This window comes from Streptomyces sp. NPDC047000, from assembly GCF_040644295.1.
Classification (GTDB): domain Bacteria; phylum Actinomycetota; class Actinomycetes; order Streptomycetales; family Streptomycetaceae; genus Streptomyces.
Map to the genome: position 1 here is coordinate 119,561 of NZ_JBEYWE010000009.1, position 20,922 is coordinate 140,482.

Annotated in this window: 21 protein-coding genes; 2 read left to right on the top strand and 19 right to left on the bottom strand. The window is 72.6% G+C overall.

Going from position 1 to position 20,922, the window contains the following annotated elements:
* Nucleotides 1-139: 139 nt before the first annotated feature.
* Nucleotides 140-1,066, bottom strand: a complete 927-nt coding sequence (gene rpsB / locus ABZ862_RS16960; protein ID WP_360958446.1) for a 30S ribosomal protein S2 — start codon at nucleotides 1,064-1,066, stop codon at nucleotides 140-142.
* 284 nt (nucleotides 1,067-1,350) lie between these two features.
* Here rpsB and ABZ862_RS16965 point away from each other — a divergent pair, with 284 nt between their 5' ends.
* A complete protein-coding gene (locus ABZ862_RS16965) occupies nucleotides 1,351-1,899 on the top strand; it encodes a M23 family metallopeptidase (protein WP_360958449.1) in 549 nt (182 codons plus the stop codon).
* 329 nt (nucleotides 1,900-2,228) lie between these two features.
* On the opposite strand, the gene ABZ862_RS16970 is transcribed toward ABZ862_RS16965, so the two are convergent.
* From ABZ862_RS16970 to ABZ862_RS17045, 16 genes are all read right to left on the bottom strand, one after another.
* Nucleotides 2,229-2,783, bottom strand: coding sequence for a helix-turn-helix domain-containing protein (locus ABZ862_RS16970; RefSeq protein WP_360958802.1), 555 nt, complete (start codon nucleotides 2,781-2,783; stop codon nucleotides 2,229-2,231).
* A gap of 74 nt (nucleotides 2,784-2,857) precedes the next feature.
* Nucleotides 2,858-3,700, bottom strand: coding sequence for an RNA polymerase sigma factor WhiG (whiG, locus tag ABZ862_RS16975; protein WP_360958452.1), 843 nt, complete (start codon nucleotides 3,698-3,700; stop codon nucleotides 2,858-2,860).
* A gap of 246 nt (nucleotides 3,701-3,946) precedes the next feature.
* Nucleotides 3,947-5,191 (bottom strand): DNA-processing protein DprA, encoded by a 1,245-nt coding sequence (dprA, locus tag ABZ862_RS16980; RefSeq protein ID WP_360958455.1) that lies wholly within the window; start codon nucleotides 5,189-5,191, stop codon nucleotides 3,947-3,949.
* A complete protein-coding gene (locus ABZ862_RS16985) occupies nucleotides 5,188-6,810 on the bottom strand; it encodes a YifB family Mg chelatase-like AAA ATPase (protein WP_360958458.1) in 1,623 nt (540 codons plus the stop codon). The genes dprA and ABZ862_RS16985 overlap by 4 nt, the downstream gene beginning before the upstream one ends.
* 1 nt (nucleotide 6,811) lies before the next feature.
* A complete protein-coding gene (locus ABZ862_RS16990; protein WP_360958461.1) occupies nucleotides 6,812-7,201 on the bottom strand; it encodes a YraN family protein in 390 nt (129 codons plus the stop codon).
* A gap of 118 nt (nucleotides 7,202-7,319) precedes the next feature.
* Nucleotides 7,320-7,628, bottom strand: coding sequence for a DUF2469 domain-containing protein (locus ABZ862_RS16995; RefSeq protein WP_005311352.1), 309 nt, complete (start codon nucleotides 7,626-7,628; stop codon nucleotides 7,320-7,322).
* A 179-nt stretch (nucleotides 7,629-7,807) separates the two neighbouring features.
* A complete protein-coding gene (lepB, locus tag ABZ862_RS17000) occupies nucleotides 7,808-8,587 on the bottom strand; it encodes a signal peptidase I (RefSeq protein ID WP_360958464.1) in 780 nt (259 codons plus the stop codon).
* Between the two features lie 113 nt (nucleotides 8,588-8,700).
* Nucleotides 8,701-9,780, bottom strand: coding sequence for a signal peptidase I (gene lepB, locus ABZ862_RS17005; protein ID WP_360958467.1), 1,080 nt, complete (start codon nucleotides 9,778-9,780; stop codon nucleotides 8,701-8,703).
* A complete protein-coding gene (gene lepB / locus ABZ862_RS17010; RefSeq protein ID WP_360958470.1) occupies nucleotides 9,671-10,780 on the bottom strand; it encodes a signal peptidase I in 1,110 nt (369 codons plus the stop codon). The genes lepB (ABZ862_RS17005) and lepB (ABZ862_RS17010) overlap by 110 nt, the downstream gene beginning before the upstream one ends.
* Nucleotides 10,773-11,510, bottom strand: a complete 738-nt coding sequence (gene lepB, locus ABZ862_RS17015; RefSeq protein WP_360958473.1) for a signal peptidase I — start codon at nucleotides 11,508-11,510, stop codon at nucleotides 10,773-10,775. The genes lepB (ABZ862_RS17010) and lepB (ABZ862_RS17015) overlap by 8 nt, the downstream gene beginning before the upstream one ends.
* 45 nt (nucleotides 11,511-11,555) lie before the next feature.
* A complete protein-coding gene (gene rplS, locus ABZ862_RS17020; protein WP_360958476.1) occupies nucleotides 11,556-11,906 on the bottom strand; it encodes a 50S ribosomal protein L19 in 351 nt (116 codons plus the stop codon).
* Between the two features lie 133 nt (nucleotides 11,907-12,039).
* Nucleotides 12,040-12,873, bottom strand: coding sequence for a tRNA (guanosine(37)-N1)-methyltransferase TrmD (gene trmD, locus ABZ862_RS17025; RefSeq protein WP_360958479.1), 834 nt, complete (start codon nucleotides 12,871-12,873; stop codon nucleotides 12,040-12,042).
* Nucleotides 12,873-13,418, bottom strand: a complete 546-nt coding sequence (rimM, locus tag ABZ862_RS17030) for a ribosome maturation factor RimM (RefSeq protein WP_360958482.1) — start codon at nucleotides 13,416-13,418, stop codon at nucleotides 12,873-12,875. The genes trmD and rimM overlap by 1 nt, the downstream gene beginning before the upstream one ends.
* 99 nt (nucleotides 13,419-13,517) lie before the next feature.
* Nucleotides 13,518-13,757, bottom strand: a complete 240-nt coding sequence (locus ABZ862_RS17035) for an RNA-binding protein (RefSeq protein ID WP_360958485.1) — start codon at nucleotides 13,755-13,757, stop codon at nucleotides 13,518-13,520.
* 2 nt (nucleotides 13,758-13,759) lie between these two features.
* Nucleotides 13,760-14,182 carry a 30S ribosomal protein S16 gene (rpsP, locus tag ABZ862_RS17040; RefSeq protein WP_360958488.1) on the bottom strand — a complete coding sequence of 141 codons (423 nt, stop codon included), beginning with the start codon at nucleotides 14,180-14,182 and terminating at the stop codon, nucleotides 13,760-13,762.
* 430 nt (nucleotides 14,183-14,612) lie between these two features.
* The gene (locus ABZ862_RS17045; protein ID WP_360958491.1) at nucleotides 14,613-15,209 is read right to left on the bottom strand and encodes a hypothetical protein; all 597 of its coding nucleotides are present in this window, start codon (nucleotides 15,207-15,209) and stop codon (nucleotides 14,613-14,615) included.
* 492 nt (nucleotides 15,210-15,701) lie between these two features.
* Between ABZ862_RS17045 and ABZ862_RS17050 the strand changes: the two genes are divergently transcribed.
* The gene (locus ABZ862_RS17050) at nucleotides 15,702-16,556 is read left to right on the top strand and encodes a methyltransferase domain-containing protein (protein ID WP_360958494.1); all 855 of its coding nucleotides are present in this window, start codon (nucleotides 15,702-15,704) and stop codon (nucleotides 16,554-16,556) included.
* A gap of 186 nt (nucleotides 16,557-16,742) precedes the next feature.
* On the opposite strand, the gene ffh is transcribed toward ABZ862_RS17050, so the two are convergent.
* The gene (ffh, locus tag ABZ862_RS17055) at nucleotides 16,743-18,293 is read right to left on the bottom strand and encodes a signal recognition particle protein (RefSeq protein ID WP_360958497.1); all 1,551 of its coding nucleotides are present in this window, start codon (nucleotides 18,291-18,293) and stop codon (nucleotides 16,743-16,745) included.
* A gap of 156 nt (nucleotides 18,294-18,449) precedes the next feature.
* Nucleotides 18,450-20,909 (bottom strand): [protein-PII] uridylyltransferase, encoded by a 2,460-nt coding sequence (locus tag ABZ862_RS17060; RefSeq protein WP_360958500.1) that lies wholly within the window; start codon nucleotides 20,907-20,909, stop codon nucleotides 18,450-18,452.
* Between the last annotated feature and the right edge of the window lie 13 nt (nucleotides 20,910-20,922).

A 20,922-nucleotide genomic window follows, 5' to 3' on the forward strand; every position in this document is an offset into this window, starting at 1 on the left:
AGTCTTTCTCGAGGTCTGGAAGATCGAAGATCAGGGGATCCGCGCTCCGGGGTGTCCGGTGCCGCCGACCCGTCGCTGACCTACGGGTGGACGGCGGGGGCGGAGTTCATGTCACCGCCCCCGCCGTCACCCGGACGGATCAGGCCTGCTCGCCCTCGGCGGCCGGAGCGTCCTCGGCGGGAGCCTCGGCGGCCGGGGCCTCCGCGGCGGGCGTCTCGGCGGCCGGAGCGTCCTCGGCCGGAGCCTCGGCAGCGGCGGCCTCGGCGACCGGGGCCTCGTCCTTCTTCTCGGCCTTCTCGCCCTCGAGCAGGTCGCGCTCCCACTCGGCGAGCGGCTCGCCCGCGGCCTTCTCGCCCTTGTCACCGGTGGCGACGCCGGAACGGGAGATGAGGCCCTCGGCGACGGCGTCGGCGATCACACGGGTGAGCAGGGTGACGGAGCGGATCGCGTCGTCGTTGCCCGGGATCTTGTAGTCGACCTCGTCGGGGTCGCAGTTGGTGTCGAGGATGGCGACGACCGGGATGTTGAGCTTCCGGGCCTCACCGACCGCGATGTGCTCCTTCTTGGTGTCCACGATCCAGACGGCGCTGGGCACCTTCTGCATCTCGCGGATACCGCCGAGGGTCTTCTCCAGCTTGGCCTTCTCGCGGGAGAGGACCAGCAGCTCCTTCTTGGTCAGACCGGAGGCCGCGACGTCCTCGAAGTCGATCTGCTCCAGCTCCTTGAGGCGCTGCAGACGCTTGTAGACGGTCGAGAAGTTGGTGAGCATGCCGCCCAGCCAGCGCTGGTTGACGTAGGGCATGCCGACGCGGGTGGCCTGCTCGGCGATGGCCTCCTGCGCCTGCTTCTTCGTGCCGACGAACATGACCGTGCCGCCGTGGGCGACGGTCTCCTTGACGAACTCGTAGGCGCGGTCGATGTACGACAGCGACTGGAGCAGGTCGATGATGTAGATGCCGTTGCGCTCCGTGAAGATGAAGCGCTTCATCTTCGGGTTCCAGCGACGGGTCTGGTGACCGAAGTGGACGCCGCTCTCCAGCAGCTCCCGCATCGTGACGACGGCCATGGCCGTATCTCCTAGGGTTTCTCGGTTGTACCGCGGAATCCGGACGGCTCCCGCGCCTGACGCCCGCGTGCGCCGTTGCCACAGAGGACCGAGGGGCGCTGGCACGGAGGATCGGACCACTGCCGACCGCTTCGTACCGGGGCGTGCGAAGTCGACCCGATCGCCCGGGTCGCCATAAGAAGTGTACGGGAACGGCGGGGCACCGGCTGACGGCACCGTCCACAACCGGCCGGTGGTCCACAGTTCCGGCCATGATCGACCGGGGCCGCGGGACGCTGTCCGTCATGCGAACGACGCTCCTCCTGCCCCCGGCCCTGCTCCTCCTCACGGCGGCGCTCCCGGCGGCCTCGGCGGCGGCCCCGGCCGCCCCCGCACCCCCGCCGCCACGGGCCTCCCGCGCCGTCTGGCCCCTGGCGGGCCGGCCCGTCGTCCTGCGCGGCTGGCAGCCCCCGGCGACCCCCTACGGCCCCGGCCACCGCGGCGTCGACCTCGCGGCCCCGCCCGGCACACCGGTCCGCGCCGTGGCACCCGCCCGGGTGACCTTCGCCGGCCGCGTGGCCGGAACCGGCGTGGTGACCCTGACCCTCACGGGCACCGGGAGCCCGCCCCTGCGCACGACGTACGAACCGGTACGGCCTTCCGTACGGCAGGGCGAGCAGGTCACGACGGGCCGGCCGGTGGGCACCCTGGAGCCCCCTTCCGAGCCGCCGCACTGCCCCACGTCCTGCCTCCACTGGGGCCTCCTGCGCGCGAGCACCTATCTGAACCCGCTGCCCCTGCTGCGCCCCGGCCCGCCGAGACTCCTGCCGGTCCCGGGCGTCCCCCTGCCGTGACCCGGCCGGGCGAGGCAGGAACAGGACCGGCGGCGGTCCCGCCCGACGACGGGCGAGAGCCACGGCGCCGGGGCGGGAGGGACCGGGGCAGCGTCCGGCCCGGGCCGGACGGAAGCGGGCCCCGGACCGGGAGCAGGCCGGGGTCCGGACCGGGCCTGCCCGGACAGCGCCGAGACCGAATCCAGGTCACCGCCCCGGACAGGACCGGAAGGGGACGGGACGGGACGGAACAGAGCACGACCCTGTCCCGGGCCGGGACCCGCGCCGGAGACAGGCCAGGACCCCGGACCGCACCGGGCCAGGGCCCGGCAGTCACAGCGGGCAGCGGGTCAGTCTCTGACGCCTCGCAGGGCCATCGCGACCGCCGCGTCCCGGATGGCCGCGGAGTCCTCCGTCGCGGCCAGCTCCAGGCGGGCCGCCGCGTCGACCACGCCCTGGAGGAGCATCGCCCCCGTCCGCGGGCTCCCGTGCCCCAGGTCGGCGAGCGCCTGCACGATCATCGTGACGAGGTCGTGATGCGCGGTACGGATCTTCTCGCGCGCGGCGTCGTCCAGTTCGCTCTGGGAGATCGCCACGACCGCGCGGTGCCGCTGGTCGCCGACCAGTTCCAGCTGCTTGCGGACGTACGCCTCGACCTTGGTCTCCGGCCCGTCCGCCGACTCCATGGCGGACTCGACCTCCGCCGCCCACACCGGGAAGTCGACCTCGCACAGCTCCTGGACCACCGCGGCCCGGGACCGGAAATACTCGTAGACGGACGAGCGCGCCAGGCCCGTCCGCTCGGCGAGAGCGGGGAAGGTCAGCGCCTCCGTCCCGCCCTCGGACAGCAGGGAACGGGCCGCGTCCAGCAGGGCGGCTCGCTGCATCGACCGGTGCTCGGCCACGGAGGCCGCTCTAATCCTTGGCACGTCAACACTGTACGGACCCCACCGCCCCCGACGGGACCCTCAGCGCCCGCTCACCTGCCGAAGCCCGCCAGCTTGGCCCGCAGCTGGAGCACCGACTTGGTGTGGATCTGACTGACCCGGCTCTCGGTCACACCCAGCACATTGCCGATCTCGGCGAGGGTGAGGCCCTCGTAGTAGTACAGCGTGACGACGGTCTTCTCCCGGTCCGGCAGCGCGTTGATCGCCCGGGCCAGGAAGCGGCGCAGCTCCCGGTCCTCGGCCACCTCCACCGGGTTGTCGGCGGCGGTGTCCTCCAGGGTGTCCATGAGACTGAGCCGGTCGCCGCCGTCACCGCCCACATGCAGCAGTTCCTCCAGCGCCACCACGTTGGCCAGCGACAGCTGACTGAAGACGGCGTGCAGCTCGTCGATCCCGATACCCAGCTCACCGGCCACCTCGGCCTCGCTCGGCGTGCGCCGCAGCCGTGCCTCCAGCGTCGCGTACGCCCGCTCCACGTTCCGCGCCTTCTGCCGCACCGAACGCGGGATCCAGTCCAGGGCACGCAGCTCGTCGATCATCGCACCGCGGATCCGGGTGATCGCGTACGTCTCGAACTTGATCTCCCGGTCGATGTCGAACTTCTCGATCGCGTCGATCAGCCCGAACACCCCGGAGGACACGAAGTCGGCCTGCTCCACGTTCGGCGGCAGACCCACGCTCACCCGGCCCGCCACGTACTTCACCAGCGGCGAGTAGTGGAGGATCAGCTGCTCCCGCAGCCGCTCGTCCCCCGTCGCCTTGTACGACCGCCACAGCTCGTCGAGCGTGGAGGGGGCGGGCGGCCGCACGCCGCCACCGTCACGGGCGGCTGGGGGGAGAGCCGCCCGGTCGGATCCGGAGGTGTGCTGGGGCATTCGTCGCCTTGCGCCGTCGGGTGTCGAAATCTGCCGGTCTCTGCCGGAACCTCGTGAGCGTAGCGTGACTGGAGTGTCGCGGTACGCGAAGACCGGCCCCGGGTCAGCGCGCGGACCGGTGCCGCGCGCCGCCCCACCGGACCCTGGCGATCACTCTGCGTCATTCAGCCTCCGGCTCCGGGGCGGGAAAACCGCACGCCGCCGGGGTCGGCACCCCGGGGCGAACACGTTCGGTGAACGCACGTCTCACCACGCGTCCCGGCCCGGCCGTACCGAGTTCACCGCACGGCGTGTCAACTTCCAGCCACTGCCGTGTCGTTCGACGTAGCCAAGTGATCGGAGTTCATACAGGCGTGCGAGCGCGTCGTCGTCCGTGGTCTGCGCGCCCCGGGCGATCTCGTCCGGCTCCGCGGCCCGGTCGCCGGGCAGCGCGTCCAGGACCTGCCGGGCGGCCGGCTCCAGCAGGTCGCGCGGGAGGACCGGACCGCGCCGGTCGGGAGCCAGGTCGCCCATGTCGCCGACCAGTTCGACGATCTCGGCGGCATCGGTGACCAGGACGGCGTCCGCGCGCAGCAGTTCGTGCACTCCGGCCGACAGCCCGCTGGTGACCGGACCCGGCACCCCTATGGTGTGCCGTCCCAGCCGGCGCGCGGCCCGTACGGTGACCAGCGACCCGCTCCTGCGGGCGGCCTCCACCACCACCGTGCCGCGCGTCAGCGCGGCGATCACCCGGTTGCGCATGATGAACCGGCTCGGCGTGGGATGGTCGCCGGGCGGCAGCTCCCCCACCACCAGTCCCTGCTGCCCGATCCGGTCGATCAGCGCACGGTGCCCGCGCGGGTAGGGCCGGTCGATGCCGCAGGCCAGCACCGCGACGGTGGCACCGCCCGCGCCGAGGGCGCCCCGGTGCGCGGCGCCGTCGACCCCGTAGGCGCCGCCGGACACCACGACCCACCCGCGCTCGGCGAGCCCCGCGGCGAGACCGGCGGCGACATGGGCGCCGTACTCGGTACAGGCGCGGGCGCCGACGACGGCGACCGAGCGCAGCGCCCACAGCCGCAGGCTGGGCCGCCCGCGCACCCACAGCCCCAGCGGGCGCGCGTCGCCGAGGTCGTCGAGCTGCCGCGGCCATTCGGGGGTGCCGGGCGGCACGAACCGTACGTCCGCCTCCCGGGCCACGGCGAGGTCGTCCTCCGGACGGGCCCGCTCGGCCCTGGCCAGCATCCCGGCCCACCGCTTGCCGCTCGCCCCGGGCAGCGGCGGCCCGCCCTCCCGCAGCCGCCGGACCACCTCACCGGCCCCGCGCTCCCGCACCCACCGCCCGGCGGCCTCGTCCCCGGGCTCGACGACCCGGGTGAGGAACACCCGGTCGAGCACCTCGGCGCTCTCACCGCTCTCGGCGCTCTCACCGCTCCCGCCCGCCCGGGCCGCGTCCGCCGGCCCGCCGGTCTTCCGTGCCCCGGCGTCGTCCGCCGCTCCGGCCGCGCTCATGTCAGCGCCCCGATGGCCGTCGGCACGCCGCGGGGCACGCCGGTGCGGAGCTGGAGGGCCAGGGCGACGTCGGTGGCGCCGGGGCGGGGGTGAGCGACCAGGTCGGCGATCGTCCAGGCCACGCGCAGGACGCGGTCGATGCCGCGCGCGGTGAGCACACCCCGTTCCAGGCTGCGCTCGGCGTCGTCCATGGCGCCCGGTTCGGCGTGCCATCGGGTGCGCAGCTCACGGCCGGGGACCTCGCTGTTGGTGCGCCACGGGGTGTCCGCGAGCCGGGCGGCGGCCCGCTCCCTGGCCGCCCGGACCCGGTCGGCGACCGTCACGGTGGACTCGCCCCGGGTCCCGGACGCGGTCAGCTGGGCCCGGGTGACGGGGTCGGCCTCGACCCGCAGGTCCACCCGGTCCAGGAGGGGCCCGGAGAGCCGCGCCTGGTAGCGGCGGATCGCGGCGGGCGGGCACTCGCACAGGGAGTCCCGCTGCGAGAACCGTCCGCAGGGGCACGGGTTGGCCGCGAGGACCATCAGGAACCGCGCCGGGAACCGGACCACGCCCGCGCTGCGCGCGATCACCACGTGCCCCGACTCCAGCGGCTGGCGCAGCGCGTCCAGGGTGCGGCTGTGGAACTCCGGAGCCTCGTCCAGGAAGAGCACTCCCCGATGGGCGAGGGCCACCGCGCCGGGCCGGGCGATGCCGGGGCCGCCGCCGACGAGGGACTGCATGGTGGCCGAGTGGTGCGGGGCGCAGTAGGGCGGTGTGTCGATCATCGGTTTGCCGGGTGGCAGCAGCCCGGCGACCGAGTGGACCGCGGTGACCTCCAGGGACTCCTGGCGGGTGAGCCGGGGCAGTACGGCGGGCAGCCGTTCGGCGAGCATCGTCTTGCCCGCGCCGGGCGGTCCTTCGAGGAACAGATGGTGCCCGCCGGCCGCGGCCACCTCCACTCCGGTGCGCGCCGTGACCTGGCCGACGACGTCCGCGAGATCGAGCCCCCGGTCCGGCCAGGCGGCGCCGGACGCCGCCGTGTCCGCGCCGCTGCCGGGCACCCGCAGCCCGGCGAGCAGCGGATCGGGGCGTCCCTGCCGGTCATGCGGCTCCTCCTCCGGCACCGGTTCGTCGGTCAGGACGGCGATCAGCTGCCGCAGGCTGCGCACGCCGAGCACCGACACGCCCGGCACCAGCGTGGCCTCGGCGGCGGCGCACTCGGGCACCACGACCTGCTCGTACCCGGCGTCGGCGGCGGCCAGCACCGCGGGCAGGATGCCGCGCACCGGCCGTACCCGGCCGTCGAGGCCGAGTTCCCCGATCATCACCAGGTCGGCGAGGACCCGGGGATCGATCCGTTCGGCGGCGCCCAGGACGGAACAGGCGATGGCCATGTCGAAGCCGGAGCCGGCCTTCGGCACCGACGCCGGGCTGAGCCCCACCGTGAGTTTCTTCTGGGGCCACTCGCCGCCGGAGTTGGTGACGGCGGCCCGGACCCGGTCCCGGCTCTCGGTCAGGCTCTTGTCGGGCAGCCCGACGAGGGTGAACGCCGCGACTCCGGGTTCCAGGTCGGCCTGGACCTCGACGACGACTCCCTCGACGCCCACCAGCGCCACCGCGCACGTCCGTGCGAACCCCATGTCAGGCCACCCCTCGGGCGTGCTCGACCACGGGTGCGCCGCGAGCGGGCAGCACGACGCCGACGAGGTCGATGCGGACGCCGCCGGGCGGGGCGCCGCCGTGGGCCTCGATCCAGCGGGCGGCGAGGGTGCGCAGCCGGTCGGCCTTGCGCGGGGTGACCGCGGCCATCGGGTGTTCGTAGGCGCCGCCGCGGCGGGTCTTGACCTCGCAGACGACGAGGACGTCGCCGTCGCGGGCGACGATGTCGATCTCTCCGGTCCTGCCAGAGCGCCAGTTGCGCTCCAGGACGGTCATCCCGGCCTCGGCCAGCCGCCTCGCGGCCAGCGCCTCGCCGTACCTGCCGAGTGCGCTGCGCGCGTGCTGTGCATGCTGCGTGTGCTGTGCGTCCATGTCGGCACCACCTCCGGCACCGACCGTCCCGCAGTCCGCCACCGGAAGTGGATCTTGGTGTACTACCCGCCGGTTGTGGACAACGTGACCACTCGAACGAGTGATGCCGCCGACGGCATCAGCTGCCCGGCAGTTCGAGATCGCTCTTGTTCAGCTCCTCGATGTTCACATCCTTGAATGTCAGGACACGTACCTGCTTGACGAACCGGGCCGGCCGGTACATGTCCCACACCCAGGCGTCCGCCATGGACACCTCGAAGAACACCTCGCCCTGCACCGAGTGCACCTGCATCTCGTAGTCGTTGGTGAGGTAGAAGCGCCGTTCCGTCTCGATCACGTATTTGAACAGACCGACGACGTCTCGGTACTCCCGGTAGAGCTTCAGCTCCATCTCGGTCTCGTACTTCTCGAGGTCCTCGGCGCTCATGGCATGTTCCCCTTCAGCCGTGCGATCCCACCATTGTGCGCCAGTACCCTGCGCCCACAGACGATTTCCGCGTCACCACCCTATGCGGGGACCGTCCGGGACGGGTTTCCAGGCGATTTCCGGGTCCAGGGTCACGGACACACCGTCTCATGCGCCCGGTCCGGTGCACGGCACGTCCGTCAGCGTGCTCCCCCGGCCGGACGGGCGCCGCGGGACCTGGCGCGGCCCACCCGCTTGGCGACCGGGCCGTAGGCGGCGCCGCCGAGGACCAGGACCGCTCCCACGGCGATCAGCAGCATGATCGTGCGCAGCGGGCCCGGCCGGGACAGGCTGCCGAGGACCTCGAAGCCGGTGGGCCGCTGGAGCATGCCCTTGGCGGGCCACACCACCGCGTCCACCCTGGCCGTCACGGCACCGCGCGCCACGGTGCCCTGGGCGGCGTCCGTGAGATGGGCGGTGGAGTCCAGCGAGCCCTGGCGTTCGTCGCCGAGCAGGAACAGCCGTCCTTCGGGGACGGTGACCGTCGGGAAGCCGGTGATCTCGGCGAGGCTGCCCTTGGGCAGGTACGGCTCGGTTATCTTCCTGCCGTTGACGGTCAGCTTGCCGTCGGTGCAGCAGGCCACGGTGTCCCCGCCGACCGCGACGACCCGCTTGACGACCGCCGCGTTCTTGACCCAGCTCGCGTCGGTGAAGACGACCACGTCTCCGCGCCGTACCTCGGAGCCGTCGATGTGCTGGGCGAGCACCCGGTCGCCGACGCCGATCGTGGGCGACATGGAGCTGGTGGGCACGGTGTACGGCCGGTAGACCACGGCGCCCCAGACGAAGCCGCCGAGGAACAGCACCAGCCCCAGCGCGATGACCAGACCGGAGACCCGGTCACCGGTCCGGCGGCCCGCCGGGGCCGCAGCGGTGCCGCCGCCGTGCGGGGCCGTACGTGTCGTGCTCTCGCCACCCATGGACCCGCACCCTACCGGGCGGTACGGACACGGTCAGCCCCTCTCCGGCGACCGGGACCCCAGGTCTTGTGAAGGCTTTACGAAGGGTGAGGGCCGCACGAAGGGTGGGTGCTTCACAAAGACCGGGACGACGCCCGGGACGAGGACCGGTCCGGCCGCCGGCGACGCCGGACCGCCAGCGGGACGACCCCGGCCAGGACCAGGCCTTCCGGGGCGGCCGTCAGGGCGGCCGGGGCCGCGGCGGCCGAGGTCTGGTCGCCGATGCCGTTCTGGTCGAAGGTGTCCGGGATCGGCAGGGTGCCCCAGCGGTTGATCGGCCACGCCTTGACGACGGCGCGCCCCACGACCTTGCTGACCGGGACCATGCCGTGGTGCTTGTCGGTCTGGTTGTAGCGGGAGTCGCGGGAGTTCTGGCGGTGGTCGCCCATCACCCAGATGTAGCCCTTGGGCACCTTCACCTTGAACTGGCCGCCCTGGTCGTCCTGGCTGCACGGGGTGTTGCCCGCGTACACGTAAGACGACTCGTTGAGCGCGTGCCCGTTGACCGTCAGCGGGCCCGTGCCCTTGCACTCCACGGTGTCGCCGCCGACGCCGATGACCCGTTTGATCAGGTCCTTCTCCTCCGCGGACGGCATCAGCCCGATCCAGCTGAGGACCTTCTGCACGGCGTTCGGATTGGCCGTGGGCTCACCGGCCAGCCAGTCGCTCGGGTCGTGGAAGACGACGACCTCGCCGCGCTCGGGCTTGGAGCCGAACCACGGCGTGAGCTTGTCCACGAGCACCCGGTCGCCCTGCTGCAGCGTGTTCTGCATCGAGTCGGACGGGATGGAGAACGCCTGCACCAGGAACGTCTTGATCAGCAGGGCCAGCACCAGCGCGATGACGATCAGCAGGGGCAGCTCCTTCCAGAACGACCGCGGCCGCGCGGCCCGCGTCCCGGGGCCGCCCGGTCCCTGCTCCGGGCCGAAGTTCTGCCCCGGGCTCCTGTCAGGGGTCTGATCGTCCGTCACAACGCCGTCCTCGGTGTCCCGGGCATGGGTCCCGGAAGTGTCCCGGGCATGGGCCCCGGAGGTGTCCCGGGTGTCATTCCCGGAGGTCATGGCGCCGTCCGAGACGGGGACGGCGTCCGCGGACCGGCCCCGGTCCTCCTCGCCGTCGTGCCCGGACCGTGCGCCAAGCGCCACATCCCCCACGCCAACTCCTCACTCTCTGCCGCCGCCTGCACCGGATGCGGTGCAGGCCCACCACTCCCGTAACGAGCGGGAGTTCCGCAGGAGTCGGGAGTTGGACCGTCGCGTTCAGAACGCCGCTGGCAACCCTATGCGACAGCCGGTCGGACGCGGTCACTCCGGCCCCGGAGTCGGTGACGCTTGCAAAGGTTTTAGGTTCCTTCAGGCTGGTCCAGTGACCCATGGGCCAGCCGATCCACATGGCGCGGCCCACCACCGCGCTCAGGGAGACCGTCCCCTTGCCCGGCTTGTCCTGGTGGTACCGGGAGTCCGCGGAGTTGCCGCGGTGATCGCCCATGACCCACAGCCGGCCCTCGGGCACGGTGATGTCGAACGGCTGCGACGACGGCGCGTCACCCGGATTGATGTAGTCCGCCTCCGTCAACGGCACGCCGTTGACGGTCACCCGGCCCTGGGTGTCGCAGCACTTGACGTGGTCGCCGCCGACGCCGATGACCCGTTTGATGAGGTCCTTCTCGTTGTCGGAGGGCAGCAGACCGATGAAGGTGAGTCCCTCCTTCACCTGTTTGACGACAATGGGGTCGTTCTTCTTGGCGGTCGGTTCGCCGTCGAGCCAGCCCAGCTGGTCGTGGAAGACCACGACGTCGCCCCGCTTCGGCTCGGAGCCGAACCAGGGCGTGAACTTGTCGACCAGGACGCGGTCACCGATCTGGATCGTCTGCTCCATCGACCCGGAGGGGATGACGAACGCCTGGACCAGGAACGTCTTCAGCACCAGGGCGATCAGCACGGCGACACCCACCAGCAGGGGTATCTCACGGACCGCGCCGCGCCTGCGTTTGCGTTTGACCTTGCGCTGCAGCCTGCGCCGCTCGGCGCGCGAACGCCCGGTGGGACCGTCGGCGGCCGAGGAGCGCCGAGCCCCGGTGGGCAGCAGGTTCTCCGTCCCGAAGACGTTCGCCGCCGGCTGGTCCGGGCGGCGCGGTTTGCCCCGGTTACCCACGGGCACCGTCCGCGGCGGGCACGCGCGCGTAGGCGCCGGGGCGCTTCAGCCGGGTGGCGTGACCGGGTGGCCAGACGATCCAGTCGGCACGCCCGATCACCGTACGGACCGGGATCATGCCGCCGCCCGGCGAGCCCAGGTGGTCGCGTGAGTCGGCGGAGTCGCCGCGGTGGTCACCGAGGACGAAGAGGGTGCCGTCGGGCACGACGACGTCGAAGTCCACCGCGGACGGAACGTCCCCGGGATAGAGGAACGCCGTCTCGTCGACCGGCCGGCCGTTCACCGCGATCCTGCCCTCCTTGTCGCAGCAGACCACATGGTCTCCCCCCACCCCTACAACGCGCTTCACGTAGTCCGCGTGCCCGAAGTAGCCGGTCCCGTCGAAAACGATCACATCGCCGCGCTGCGGCCGGGCACCGAAACCGTACGCCAACTTATTTACGAGAACGCGGTCCCCGATCCTCAATCCCGGCTCCATGGATCCGCTGGGGATCTGGAACGGCTGCGCCACGAACGCGTTCAGGAGCAGCACCGACAGCAGGCAGACGAGGAGGGTGAGGGTGATCCGGCCGCCCGGCAGCCAGTCGGTGAGGCGGAACGGCCGGGGGAACCGCGCGGGCAACGCGGAACGCGACCGCCCCTCCGGCCCCGAGCCGCCGTCCGGGACGGACCCGGTGGCGGAAGGGCGGGGGGAGCGGTCGCGCTCCGTGTGCTCTGCTTCGGTGTCCATCGGAGCCAGATGCTATCCGGCTCCGCCGAGGACTCCGGGAGGCGCTCAGTTGTCGCGCTTCTCCTTGATCTTCGCGGCCTTGCCGCGCAGCTCGCGCAGGTAGTACAGCTTGGCGCGGCGCACGTCACCGCGGGTGACGAGCTCGATCTTCTCGACGATCGGGGTGTGCACCGGGAAGGTGCGCTCGACGCCGACGGAGAACGAGACCTTGCGGACCGTGAAGGTCTCGCGGACACCGGAGCCCTGGCGGCGGATCACGACGCCCTTGAACTGCTGGACACGGGAGCGGTTGCCCTCGATGACGCGCACGTGGACGTTGACGGTGTCACCCGGGCGGAAGGCCGGGATGTCGCTGCGCAGCGAGGCGGAGTCGACGGTGTCGAGCAGGTGGGACATGTCGTCTGCTTTCTTCGCCGATGCCACAGGTCATCAGCGGAACTAGGTTCGTCACGAAGGCCGCGCGCGGGTCGGGGCGGGCGTCGTGTCCCCCTGTGGCAGGGGCGCACGCCGGACGGCGCACAACAGCGGCCTATTCTTCCACGTCGTCGGGCCTGCGCCAAAATCGGCCGTACGGCGCTCCCTCCGGGTCCGGTGCCCAGCCCAGGATCGAGAGCATCTCGCGGTCCTTCTTGTCGAAGGCGGCGGGGTCGCCGTGCTCGATCAGATCGGGGCGGTGGGCGGCCGTGCGGCGCAGTGCCTCGTCGCGGCGCCAGCGGGCGATCTTCCCGTGGTGGCCGCTGAGCAGTACCTCGGGGATGTCACGGCCGCGCCAGACGGGGGGCTTGGTGTAGACGGGGCCCTCCAGGAGGCTCGCCATGGCGCCGGGCGCGAAGGAGTCGTCGCGGTGCGACTCGGCGTTGCCGAGGACGCCGGGCAGCAGCCGGGCCACCGCCTCGGTGACGACCAGGACGGCGGCCTCGCCGCCGGCCAGCACGTAGTCGCCGATGGACACCTCGTGGACGGGCAGCCGGGTGGCGTACTCGTCCATGACACGCCGGTCGATGCCTTCGTAGCGCGCGGGTGTGAAGATCAGCCAGGGGCGCCGGGAGAGTTCCACGGCGAGTTCCTGGGTGAAGGGGCGGCCGCTGGGGGTGGGCACGATCAGCACGGGCCCGGACGAGCCGGCCTCGTAGCCGTCGGCGAGGACGGTGTCCAGGGCGTCGCCCCAGGGCTCGGTCTTCATCACCATGCCGGGGCCGCCGCCGTACGGCGTGTCGTCGACCGTGTTGTGCCGGTCGTACGTCCACGCGCGCAGGTCGTGCACCCGTACGTCGAGCTGTCCGCGCGCGCGGGCCTTGCCGACCAGGGAGACGTTCAGGGGTTCCAGGTACTCGGGGAAGATCGTGACGACGTCGAGCCTCATCACGCCTCGTCCTCCCGGGAGGAGACGATCTCCGCGCGGTCGTCGATCAGGCCGGGCGGCGGGTCGATGACGGCCCTCTGCTCCTCCAGGTCGATCTCCGTGACGATCTCCTCGACGAAGGGGATCATCACCTCGCTGCCGTCGGCCCGCTCGACGATGAAGAGGTCCTGGGAGGGCAGGTGGGAGATCTCGGTGATCCGGCCGACCTCGGTCCCGTCCTTGGTCACCACGTCGAGGTCGATGAGCTGATGGTCGTAGTACTCGTCCTCTTCCTCGGGCAGCTCGTCGGGGTCGATCTCCGCGATCAGCAGGAGGTTGCGCAGCGCCTCGGCGGCGGTGCGGTCGGCGACGCCCTCGAAACGCAGGAGGAGCCGGCCGCTGTGCACCCGGCCGGTCTCGATGGTGAGCGGACCGGCGGGGGCGGGGTCCGTCAGCAGTACGGCGCCGGGCGCGAGCCGCAGTTCCGGCTCGTCGGTACGGACCTCGACGGTGACCTCACCCTTGATCCCATGAGCACGGCCGATCCGCGCGACTACGAGCTGCACTGTGCCTGGTTCTCCTCACTCACGGCCACGGCGGCCATCACGACCACGGGCCGGGGACGGCCCGAGGGCCCTCCCCGGCCCGGGCCGGTTGCGAAAAATTCAGCGGACGTGGTCCACGTCGACGAGGTCGACACGGACACCGCGGCCGCCGATGGCGCCCACGACGGTGCGCAGGGCGCGCGCGGTACGGCCGTTACGGCCGATCACCTTGCCGAGGTCCTCGGGGTGCACCCGGACCTCGAGCACCCGGCCACGGCGCAGATTGCGCGAGGCGACCTGTACGTCGTCGGGGTAGTCGACGATGCCCTTCACGAGGTGCTCGAGAGCCTCCTCGAGCATGATCAGGCCTCGGTCGACTCAGAGGACTCGGCCGGGGCCTCGTCCTTCTTCTCGGCCTTCTTCTTCTGGGTGATGGCCTCACCCTTGCCCTCGTCGTCGCCGCCGAGAGCCTCGAAGGACGGACGCGTGGCCTTGTCGGCCGGCTGCAGCAGCGGCGCCGGGGCGGGCTCGCCCTTGAACTTCTGCCAGTCGCCGGTCTTCTTCAGGATGGCGAGCACGGGCTCGGTCGGCTGGGCGCCGACACCGAGCCAGTACGCCACGCGCTCGGCGTCGACCTCCATGCGGCTCGGGTTCTGCACCGGGTGGTACAGACCGATCTCCTCGATGGCCCGGCCGTCACGGCGGGTACGGGAGTCGGCGACGACGATGCGGTAGTGAGGCGAACGGATCTTGCCCAGACGCTTCAGCTTGATCTTGACTGCCACGGGAGTGGATTCTCCTGGATTGACGAGGTGGGCACAGCGCGAAGACCGCGTGGGGTTGCGGTACCCGAGTGGCCCGATGGACACGTCAGCCGGAGGAGAGAGGGGTCCTGTTCGACTGTCGAGTACAGCTGGCCATTCTGCCACACCCGGCGGGTCGCTGTCGGCCGGGGCCCTGCCGCGGCCGGGCGTGCGTGACCGGCTCCCCGGGTCGCGGCTGCCGGGAGCGGGTGCGTGGGAGCGGGTGCGCGGCCCGGCGCGTGCGGGTCGTGTCCCCCGGCTGCCGCGGGCAGGGGGGACCGCCACGGCGGCACGACCGCCCGCCGGGAGCGGGTCGGCGGGCCGCCGCCGTCCGCGCCGGGGAGCGGTGGCGGCACCCCTCACAGGTGACCGGCGTCCACGAGATGCCGGTGGTCGGTGGGGCGGGACGGGGTCAGGCCGCGCCCGCCACCTCGGGGATGCGGAAGGGTTTGCCGCAGCCGCCGCAGACGATGGGCGCCTGGGCGAGGACCGAGGGGACCACGCGGACGTTGCGGCCGCAGTCGCAGACCGCTTTGACCCGCACCCCGCCGCCCGAGGAACCGTGCCGGGCGGCCGGACCGCGGAAGGCACGGGTGGTCTCCTCGGAGGTGGCGGCCGTGTGGGCCCTCAGGGCGCGCTGCAACCGCTCGCTGGTCGGGCGGTAGCGGCGCTTCGCCTCGGCGTTGAGCGTGACCAGGGAGAAACCGCTGCTCGGGTGCGGCTCCTCGGGGTGGTCCAGGCCCAGCTCCTCGGCGATCGCGAGAAATCGGCGGTTGTGGTAGCGGCCGGCGCGGGAGGTGTCACGCACGCCGCGGGCGGCGGCGATGCCGTGGACTGCCTCATGGAGCAGGCGCTCGAAGGAGAGCTCGTGACCGCAGGCGGACGACGACTCTCCGATCAGGGACTCTGGCGCGGCGAGATCCGGCAGCTCGGGGTGGTACCGCTGAATGTCGGCCCACGCCTGTGCCAGCTCTGCGGCGAGAACAGGTGGTGTCTGTGTCGTGCTCACGTAATGACAACGAGCCTGAGTGCCCCAGTGTTCCGATTCCGGGGCATCCCAAATAATTTGCACGTACCCGTCAGTCGTAACTGATGCGTCCCGACGAGGGCGGGTGCGCTGATCTGCGGAGAAGCCGCACAGCTCGTACCAAGCCGGTACGTAGTCTGACGTAGTCCCGGCGCCGGCGTGCCGGTGGCCGTCCGGGGGTGTCACCGCTCGCGGCCGCACCGGGCGGAACCGGCCCGTCACCGGGGTTCCCGCGGCCCTGCCGGAACGGGTGCCCCCGCCATGGCGCGATGCTACGGCCCCAGGTAACCGGAATGTGAAATCTCGCCACCTCCCGTGTCCGGCGGCATCCCGGGCTCCACAACCCCTGGACGACGGGTCGGACGGGGAGTTACCTGGCATACGGGAACCACGCACGGGGGAATCGCAAGCGCACGGCACGGGGTCCGGACACCGGCACACCCGTCGACCTTCGGCAGATTGGGGCGCTTACTGATGACACCTACGCTCGTGCGGCACCAGCTGCCTCACGCGGGGCCCGCGCCCCGGGTGGACCTGTGTGCACGCGCGCGTGACTGGTCGGAGATCCAGGAGCGGATGCTCGTACCGCTCTACGAAGCCGTCCACGAACGGCTGGAAGTGGGCCCCGGCACCCGGCTGCTGGGCCTCGGCTGCGGTTCCGGACTCGCCCTGCTGATGGCGGCGTCCAGAGGCGCCGCCGTCACCGGCGTCGACTCCTCCCCCGAGCGGCTCGCCCTCGCGCGGGCCCGCCTTCAGCCCGGCGCCCGCGGTCCGCGCCCACGGGTGGCGGCCCGGATCGTCGAGGGCTCCCCGCGGGACGCGGCCGGCACCGGGACGCCCCCGTACACGCTGGTGACCGCCTTCGAACCCCTCGGCTGCCGGGCGGGCGACGCGGAGCGGCTCGACGCGCAGCTCTCGGCCGCGCTGCCGCTCGCCGGGCGCGGGGCGGCCGTGGTGCTGGTCGGCTGGGGGCCTCCGGAGCGCTGCGCCACGTCCGGTGTGCTGCGGGCGGCCGGCGGACCGGTGGACGCGGCGTGCGGCGCGGGCCGCCCGCGGTTCCCGCTGCGCGACGACCTGGAGGAGACCGCCGAGCGGAACGGCCTGCGGCCGGACGGCTCGGGGCGGGTGGCCTGCCCGTTCGGGTACGCCGACACCGACAGCGCGGTACGCGGTCTGATGTCGACCGGCCTGTTCGACCGGGCGGTGGCCGCGGCGGACCGGACGCAGGTGGGCAAGGAGCTGGCGGAGGCGCTTACGCCGTTCGTGCGGCGGGGCGGGACGGTGTGGATGCCGAACGTCTTTCGGTACCTGGTCGCCCGTGTGCGCTAGCGCTGCGCCGCGCCGGGCTGTGCGGTCGGGCGGGCCGTAGGGGTGGGCCGGGGCCGGGGGGTCTCGCCCCCGCCGCCCCTTCCCGTCCCGTCCCTGGGGGCTGCGCCCCCAGACCCCCTGTCGGCCCTTCGGGCCTCGTCCTCAAACGCCGGACAGGCTGAACCGGGCGGGCTGAGAGGGTGGGGGTCAGCCCATGAATTTTTTGAATTCTTCCGGGAGTTCGAAGTCCTGGCCGGTCTGCTGGGGGAGGCCGAACGCGCCGGCGCCCTCGGCGGCGGCCGCTCGGCGGGCGGCGGCCTCCTGCTCCTGCTGCTTGCGCTTCATCGGGTTGCCGGAACGCTGCTTGCCCTTGGCCTGCTTGGGCTGCTTCTTGCTGCGGCCGGGGCCGCCGCCCATGCCCGGGATGCCCGGCATACCGGGCATCCCGCCGCCCTGTGCCATCCGGGACATCATCTTGCGCGCCTCGAAGAACCGCTCGACCAGGTTCTTCACCGCGCTGACCTCGACGCCGGAGCCCTTGGCGATACGGGCCCGGCGGGAGCCGTTGATGATCGTCGGTTCCTGGCGCTCGGCCGGGGTCATCGACTTGATGATCGCGGCGGTGCGGTCGACGTCACGCTCGTCGATGTTGTTGATCTGGTCCTTGATCTGACCCATGCCCGGGAGCATGCCGAGGAGCTTGGAGATCGACCCCATCTTCCTGACCTGCTCCATCTGGGCCAGGAAGTCGTCCAGGGTGAAGTCCTGGCCCTTCTTCGACGCCAGCTTGGAGGCCATCTTGGCGGCCTCTTCCTGGCTGAACGTCTTCTCCGCCTGCTCGATCAGGGTGAGCAGGTCACCCATGTCGAGGATGCGGGAGGCCATGCGGTCCGGGTGGAACGCGTCGAAGTCGTCGAGCTTCTCACCGTTCGACGCGAACATGATCGGCTTGCCGGTGATCTGCCGGATCGACAGGGCCGCACCGCCGCGGGCGTCGCCGTCGAGCTTGGAGAGCACCACGCCGTCGAAGCCGACGCCGTCGCGGAACGCCTCGGCCGTGTTGACGGCGTCCTGGCCGATCATGGCGTCGACGACGAAGAGGATCTCGTCGGGGCTGACGGCGTCCCTGATGTCCGCGGCCTGCCGCATCATGTCCTGGTCGATGCCCAGGCGGCCGGCGGTGTCCACGATCACGATGTCGTGGACCTTGGCGCGGGCGTGCTCGATGGAGTCCTTGGCGACCTTGACCGGGTCACCGACACCGTTGCCCGGCTCGGGGGCGTAGACCGCGACGCCGGCGCGCTCGGCGACGACGCTGAGCTGGTTGACGGCGTTGGGGCGCTGGAGGTCGGCGGCGACCAGCAGCGGCGAGTGGCCCTGCCCCTTCAGCCAGTGGCCCAGCTTGCCCGCGAGGGTGGTCTTACCGGCGCCCTGAAGACCGGCCAGCATGATGACGGTCGGGGGCTGCTTGGCGAACCGCAGCCGCCGGGTCTCTCCGCCGAGGATGGTGACCAGCTCGGAGTTGACGATCTTCAAGACCTGCTGGGCCGGATTGAGGGCCTTGGAGACCTCGCTTCCGAGGGCCCGTTCCTTGACGTTCTTGATGAAGGAACGCACCACGGGCAGGGCCACGTCGGCTTCGAGGAGCGCGATGCGGATCTCGCGGGCCGTGGCGTCGATGTCCGCCTCGGAGAGCCGTCCTTTGCCGCGCAGGTTCTTGAAAGTCGCTGAGAGGCGATCGGAGAGAGTATCGAACACGGCGGCGTCGGTCCTCGGGGTCGGGGTCTTTTCGGGCTGCCCTCCAGAGTATCCGGCCCGGCGGGCAATTCGTCCGCTCCGGCTGGACAGGGTGGGCTCGGCCCGTGGCTCGTCCGCGGGACGCCGCTCCCGGTCGGCGCCCCGCACCGGCCGGCGTCACCCGCGCAGCATCTCCTCCAGCTTCCGCGCCACCGCCTCCGCCTCCTGCACCGGCAGGGGTGAGCCCGTGGGCGTCGTCACGTAGAAGGCGTCGACCGCGTTGGCGCCGAGGGTCGAGACGTGGGCGCTGCGCACCCGTACTCCCGCGTCCTCCAGTGCCCGCCCGATGCGGAACAGCAGGCCGGGGGCGTCCTGGGCGCGGACCTCGATCACCGTGGCGTGCCGGGAGGCCGCCGGGGCCACCGTCACCCGCGCCGGAGGCGCCACCCAGCCCCGCTTCCTCGGGTAGGCCGCGTCCCGCTCCGCGAGGCGGGCGGCGATGTCGAGGGAGCCGTCGAGGGCCCGTACCAGGTCGGCGCGGAGCCGGGCGGCCTGCGGCAGGGAGCCGTACTCGGCGGCGACCCGCCAGTCGAGCAGCAGCACGGAGCCGCCGTCGAAGTCGGCGGGCAGGTCGAGGGCGCGCAGTTCGGCGGTGCGGACGGTCAGCCGGTGCACGGCGAGGACGCCGGAGACGGCGGGCAGCACGCCCGGCTGGTCGGGTACGGCGATGAGGAGTTCCACACCGAGCGGTTCGGGGTCACCGGTGGGTTCGTCGTCGGTGGGCGGTTCGGTCTGGGCGCGCAGCGCGAGGACGGGGCTGCCGGTGCGGAAGGCCTCTATGGCGAGTCGTTCCTGCTCGGCGGTGGGCGCGCCGGGCTCGGGCTCGTCCAGCGAGTCGCCGGCGAGTACCGCGGAGACGCGGCGGACGAGTTCGGTGACGAGCCAGCCGCGCCAGGAGGACCAGGCGGCGGGGCCGGTGGCGAGGGCGTCGGCCTCGGTGAGGGCGTGCAGGAGTTCCAGGGTGCTCTGCGTGCCGACGGCCTCGGCGACCGCGCGGACGGTGGCGGGGTCCTCCAGGTCGCGGCGGGTGGCGGTCTCGATGAGCAGCAGGTGGTGGCGTACGAGGGTGGCGAGGACGGCGACGTCGGCGCCGTCGAAGCCGATGCGGGCCGCGACGTCCCTGGCGATGATCTCGCCGGCCACCGAGTGGTCGCCCGGCCAGCCTTTGCCGATGTCGTGCAGGAGCGCGGCGACGAGGAGGAGGTCGGGGCGGCTGACGCGGCGGGTGAACTCGGAGGCGCGGACGGCGGTCTCGATGAGGTGGCGGTCGACGGTCCAGACGTGGACGGCGTTGCGCTGGGGGCGGCAGCGGACCCGTTCCCAGTCGGGCAGCAGCTTGGTGATCAGGCCCTCGGCCTCCAGGGCTTCCCAGACCTCGACGGTGGGGTGGCCGGAGCCGAGCAGGGTGACCAGTTGTTCGCGGGCCTCGGCGGGCCAGGGGGTGGGCAGCGGGCGGACGGTGCCGGCGAGACGCCGCACGGCGTGCAGGGAGAGCGGGAGTCCGGCCTGGGCGGCGGCCGCGGCGGCGCGCAGCGGGAGGACGGGGTCGCGGTCGGGGCGGGCGGCGCGGGCGAGGACGACCTCGCCCTCCTGTTCCACGACGCCCTCGGCGAGCGGGGAGCGGTCCGGTACGGGTTTCCCGCCGCCGAGCATGGCGCGCAGCCGGGGCCGTACGGCGCGGGAGCGCAGCACGCGGCCGACCTCGCGCCAGGTGACGTCGCTGGCGTAGGAGATGACGCGGGCGGCCTCGTAGACCTGGCGGAGCAGAGTGTCGGCGTCGAGGAGGCCCAGTTCGGCGGCGACCTGGTCCTGTTCCTGGAGGGCGAGGCGGTCGGTGGCGCGGCCGGTGGTGAGGTGGAGGGCGTCGCGTACGTCGAGGAGGCGGCGGCGGGCGTCGTCGAGGCCCTCGCGGGGGGCGTCGGCGAGCCAGGAGGCGGCGACGGCACGCAGGGTGGTGGCGTCGCGCAGTCCGCCGCGGGCCTCTTTGAGGTCGGGTTCCAGGAGGTACTGGAGTTCGCCCTGGCGGTCGGCGCGTCCGGCGCAGAGTTCCTGGAGTTCGGGGAGACGTTTCGGCGCCTGGTTGCGCCAGTCGGCGAGGACGGTGGTGCGCAGGGCGGCGGTGAGGCCGAGGTCGCCGGCGAGGTGGCGGGCGTCGAGGAGGCCGAGCTGGACCTTGAGGTCCTCGCCCGCGGTGCGGCGGGCCTCGGCGGGGGTGCGGACGGAGTGGTCGAGGGCGATGCCGAGGTCCCAGACGGGGTACCAGAGGCGGTCGGCGAGGGCGGCGACGGCCGCGGGGTCGGCGCCGTCGTGCAGCAGGAGGAGGTCGAGGTCGCTGCGCGGGGAGAGCTCGCCGCGTCCGTAGCCGCCGACGGCGACGAGGGAGACGCCCTTGAGTGCCTGGGCGTGCCGGGCGGCGGTCGCGAAGAGCCCGGCCAGCCAGTCGTCGGTCAGCTTGCTGAGGGCGCTGCGGCGCGGCGGCCCGGACCGCGCCCCCTCCTGGAGGAGGCGCAGCCGGGCCGCCGCGTAGCCGCCGGGTCCCGAGTCCTCTGCTTCGTCGTGCACGTCCGTACCCGTCACCCGGCGACTCCTG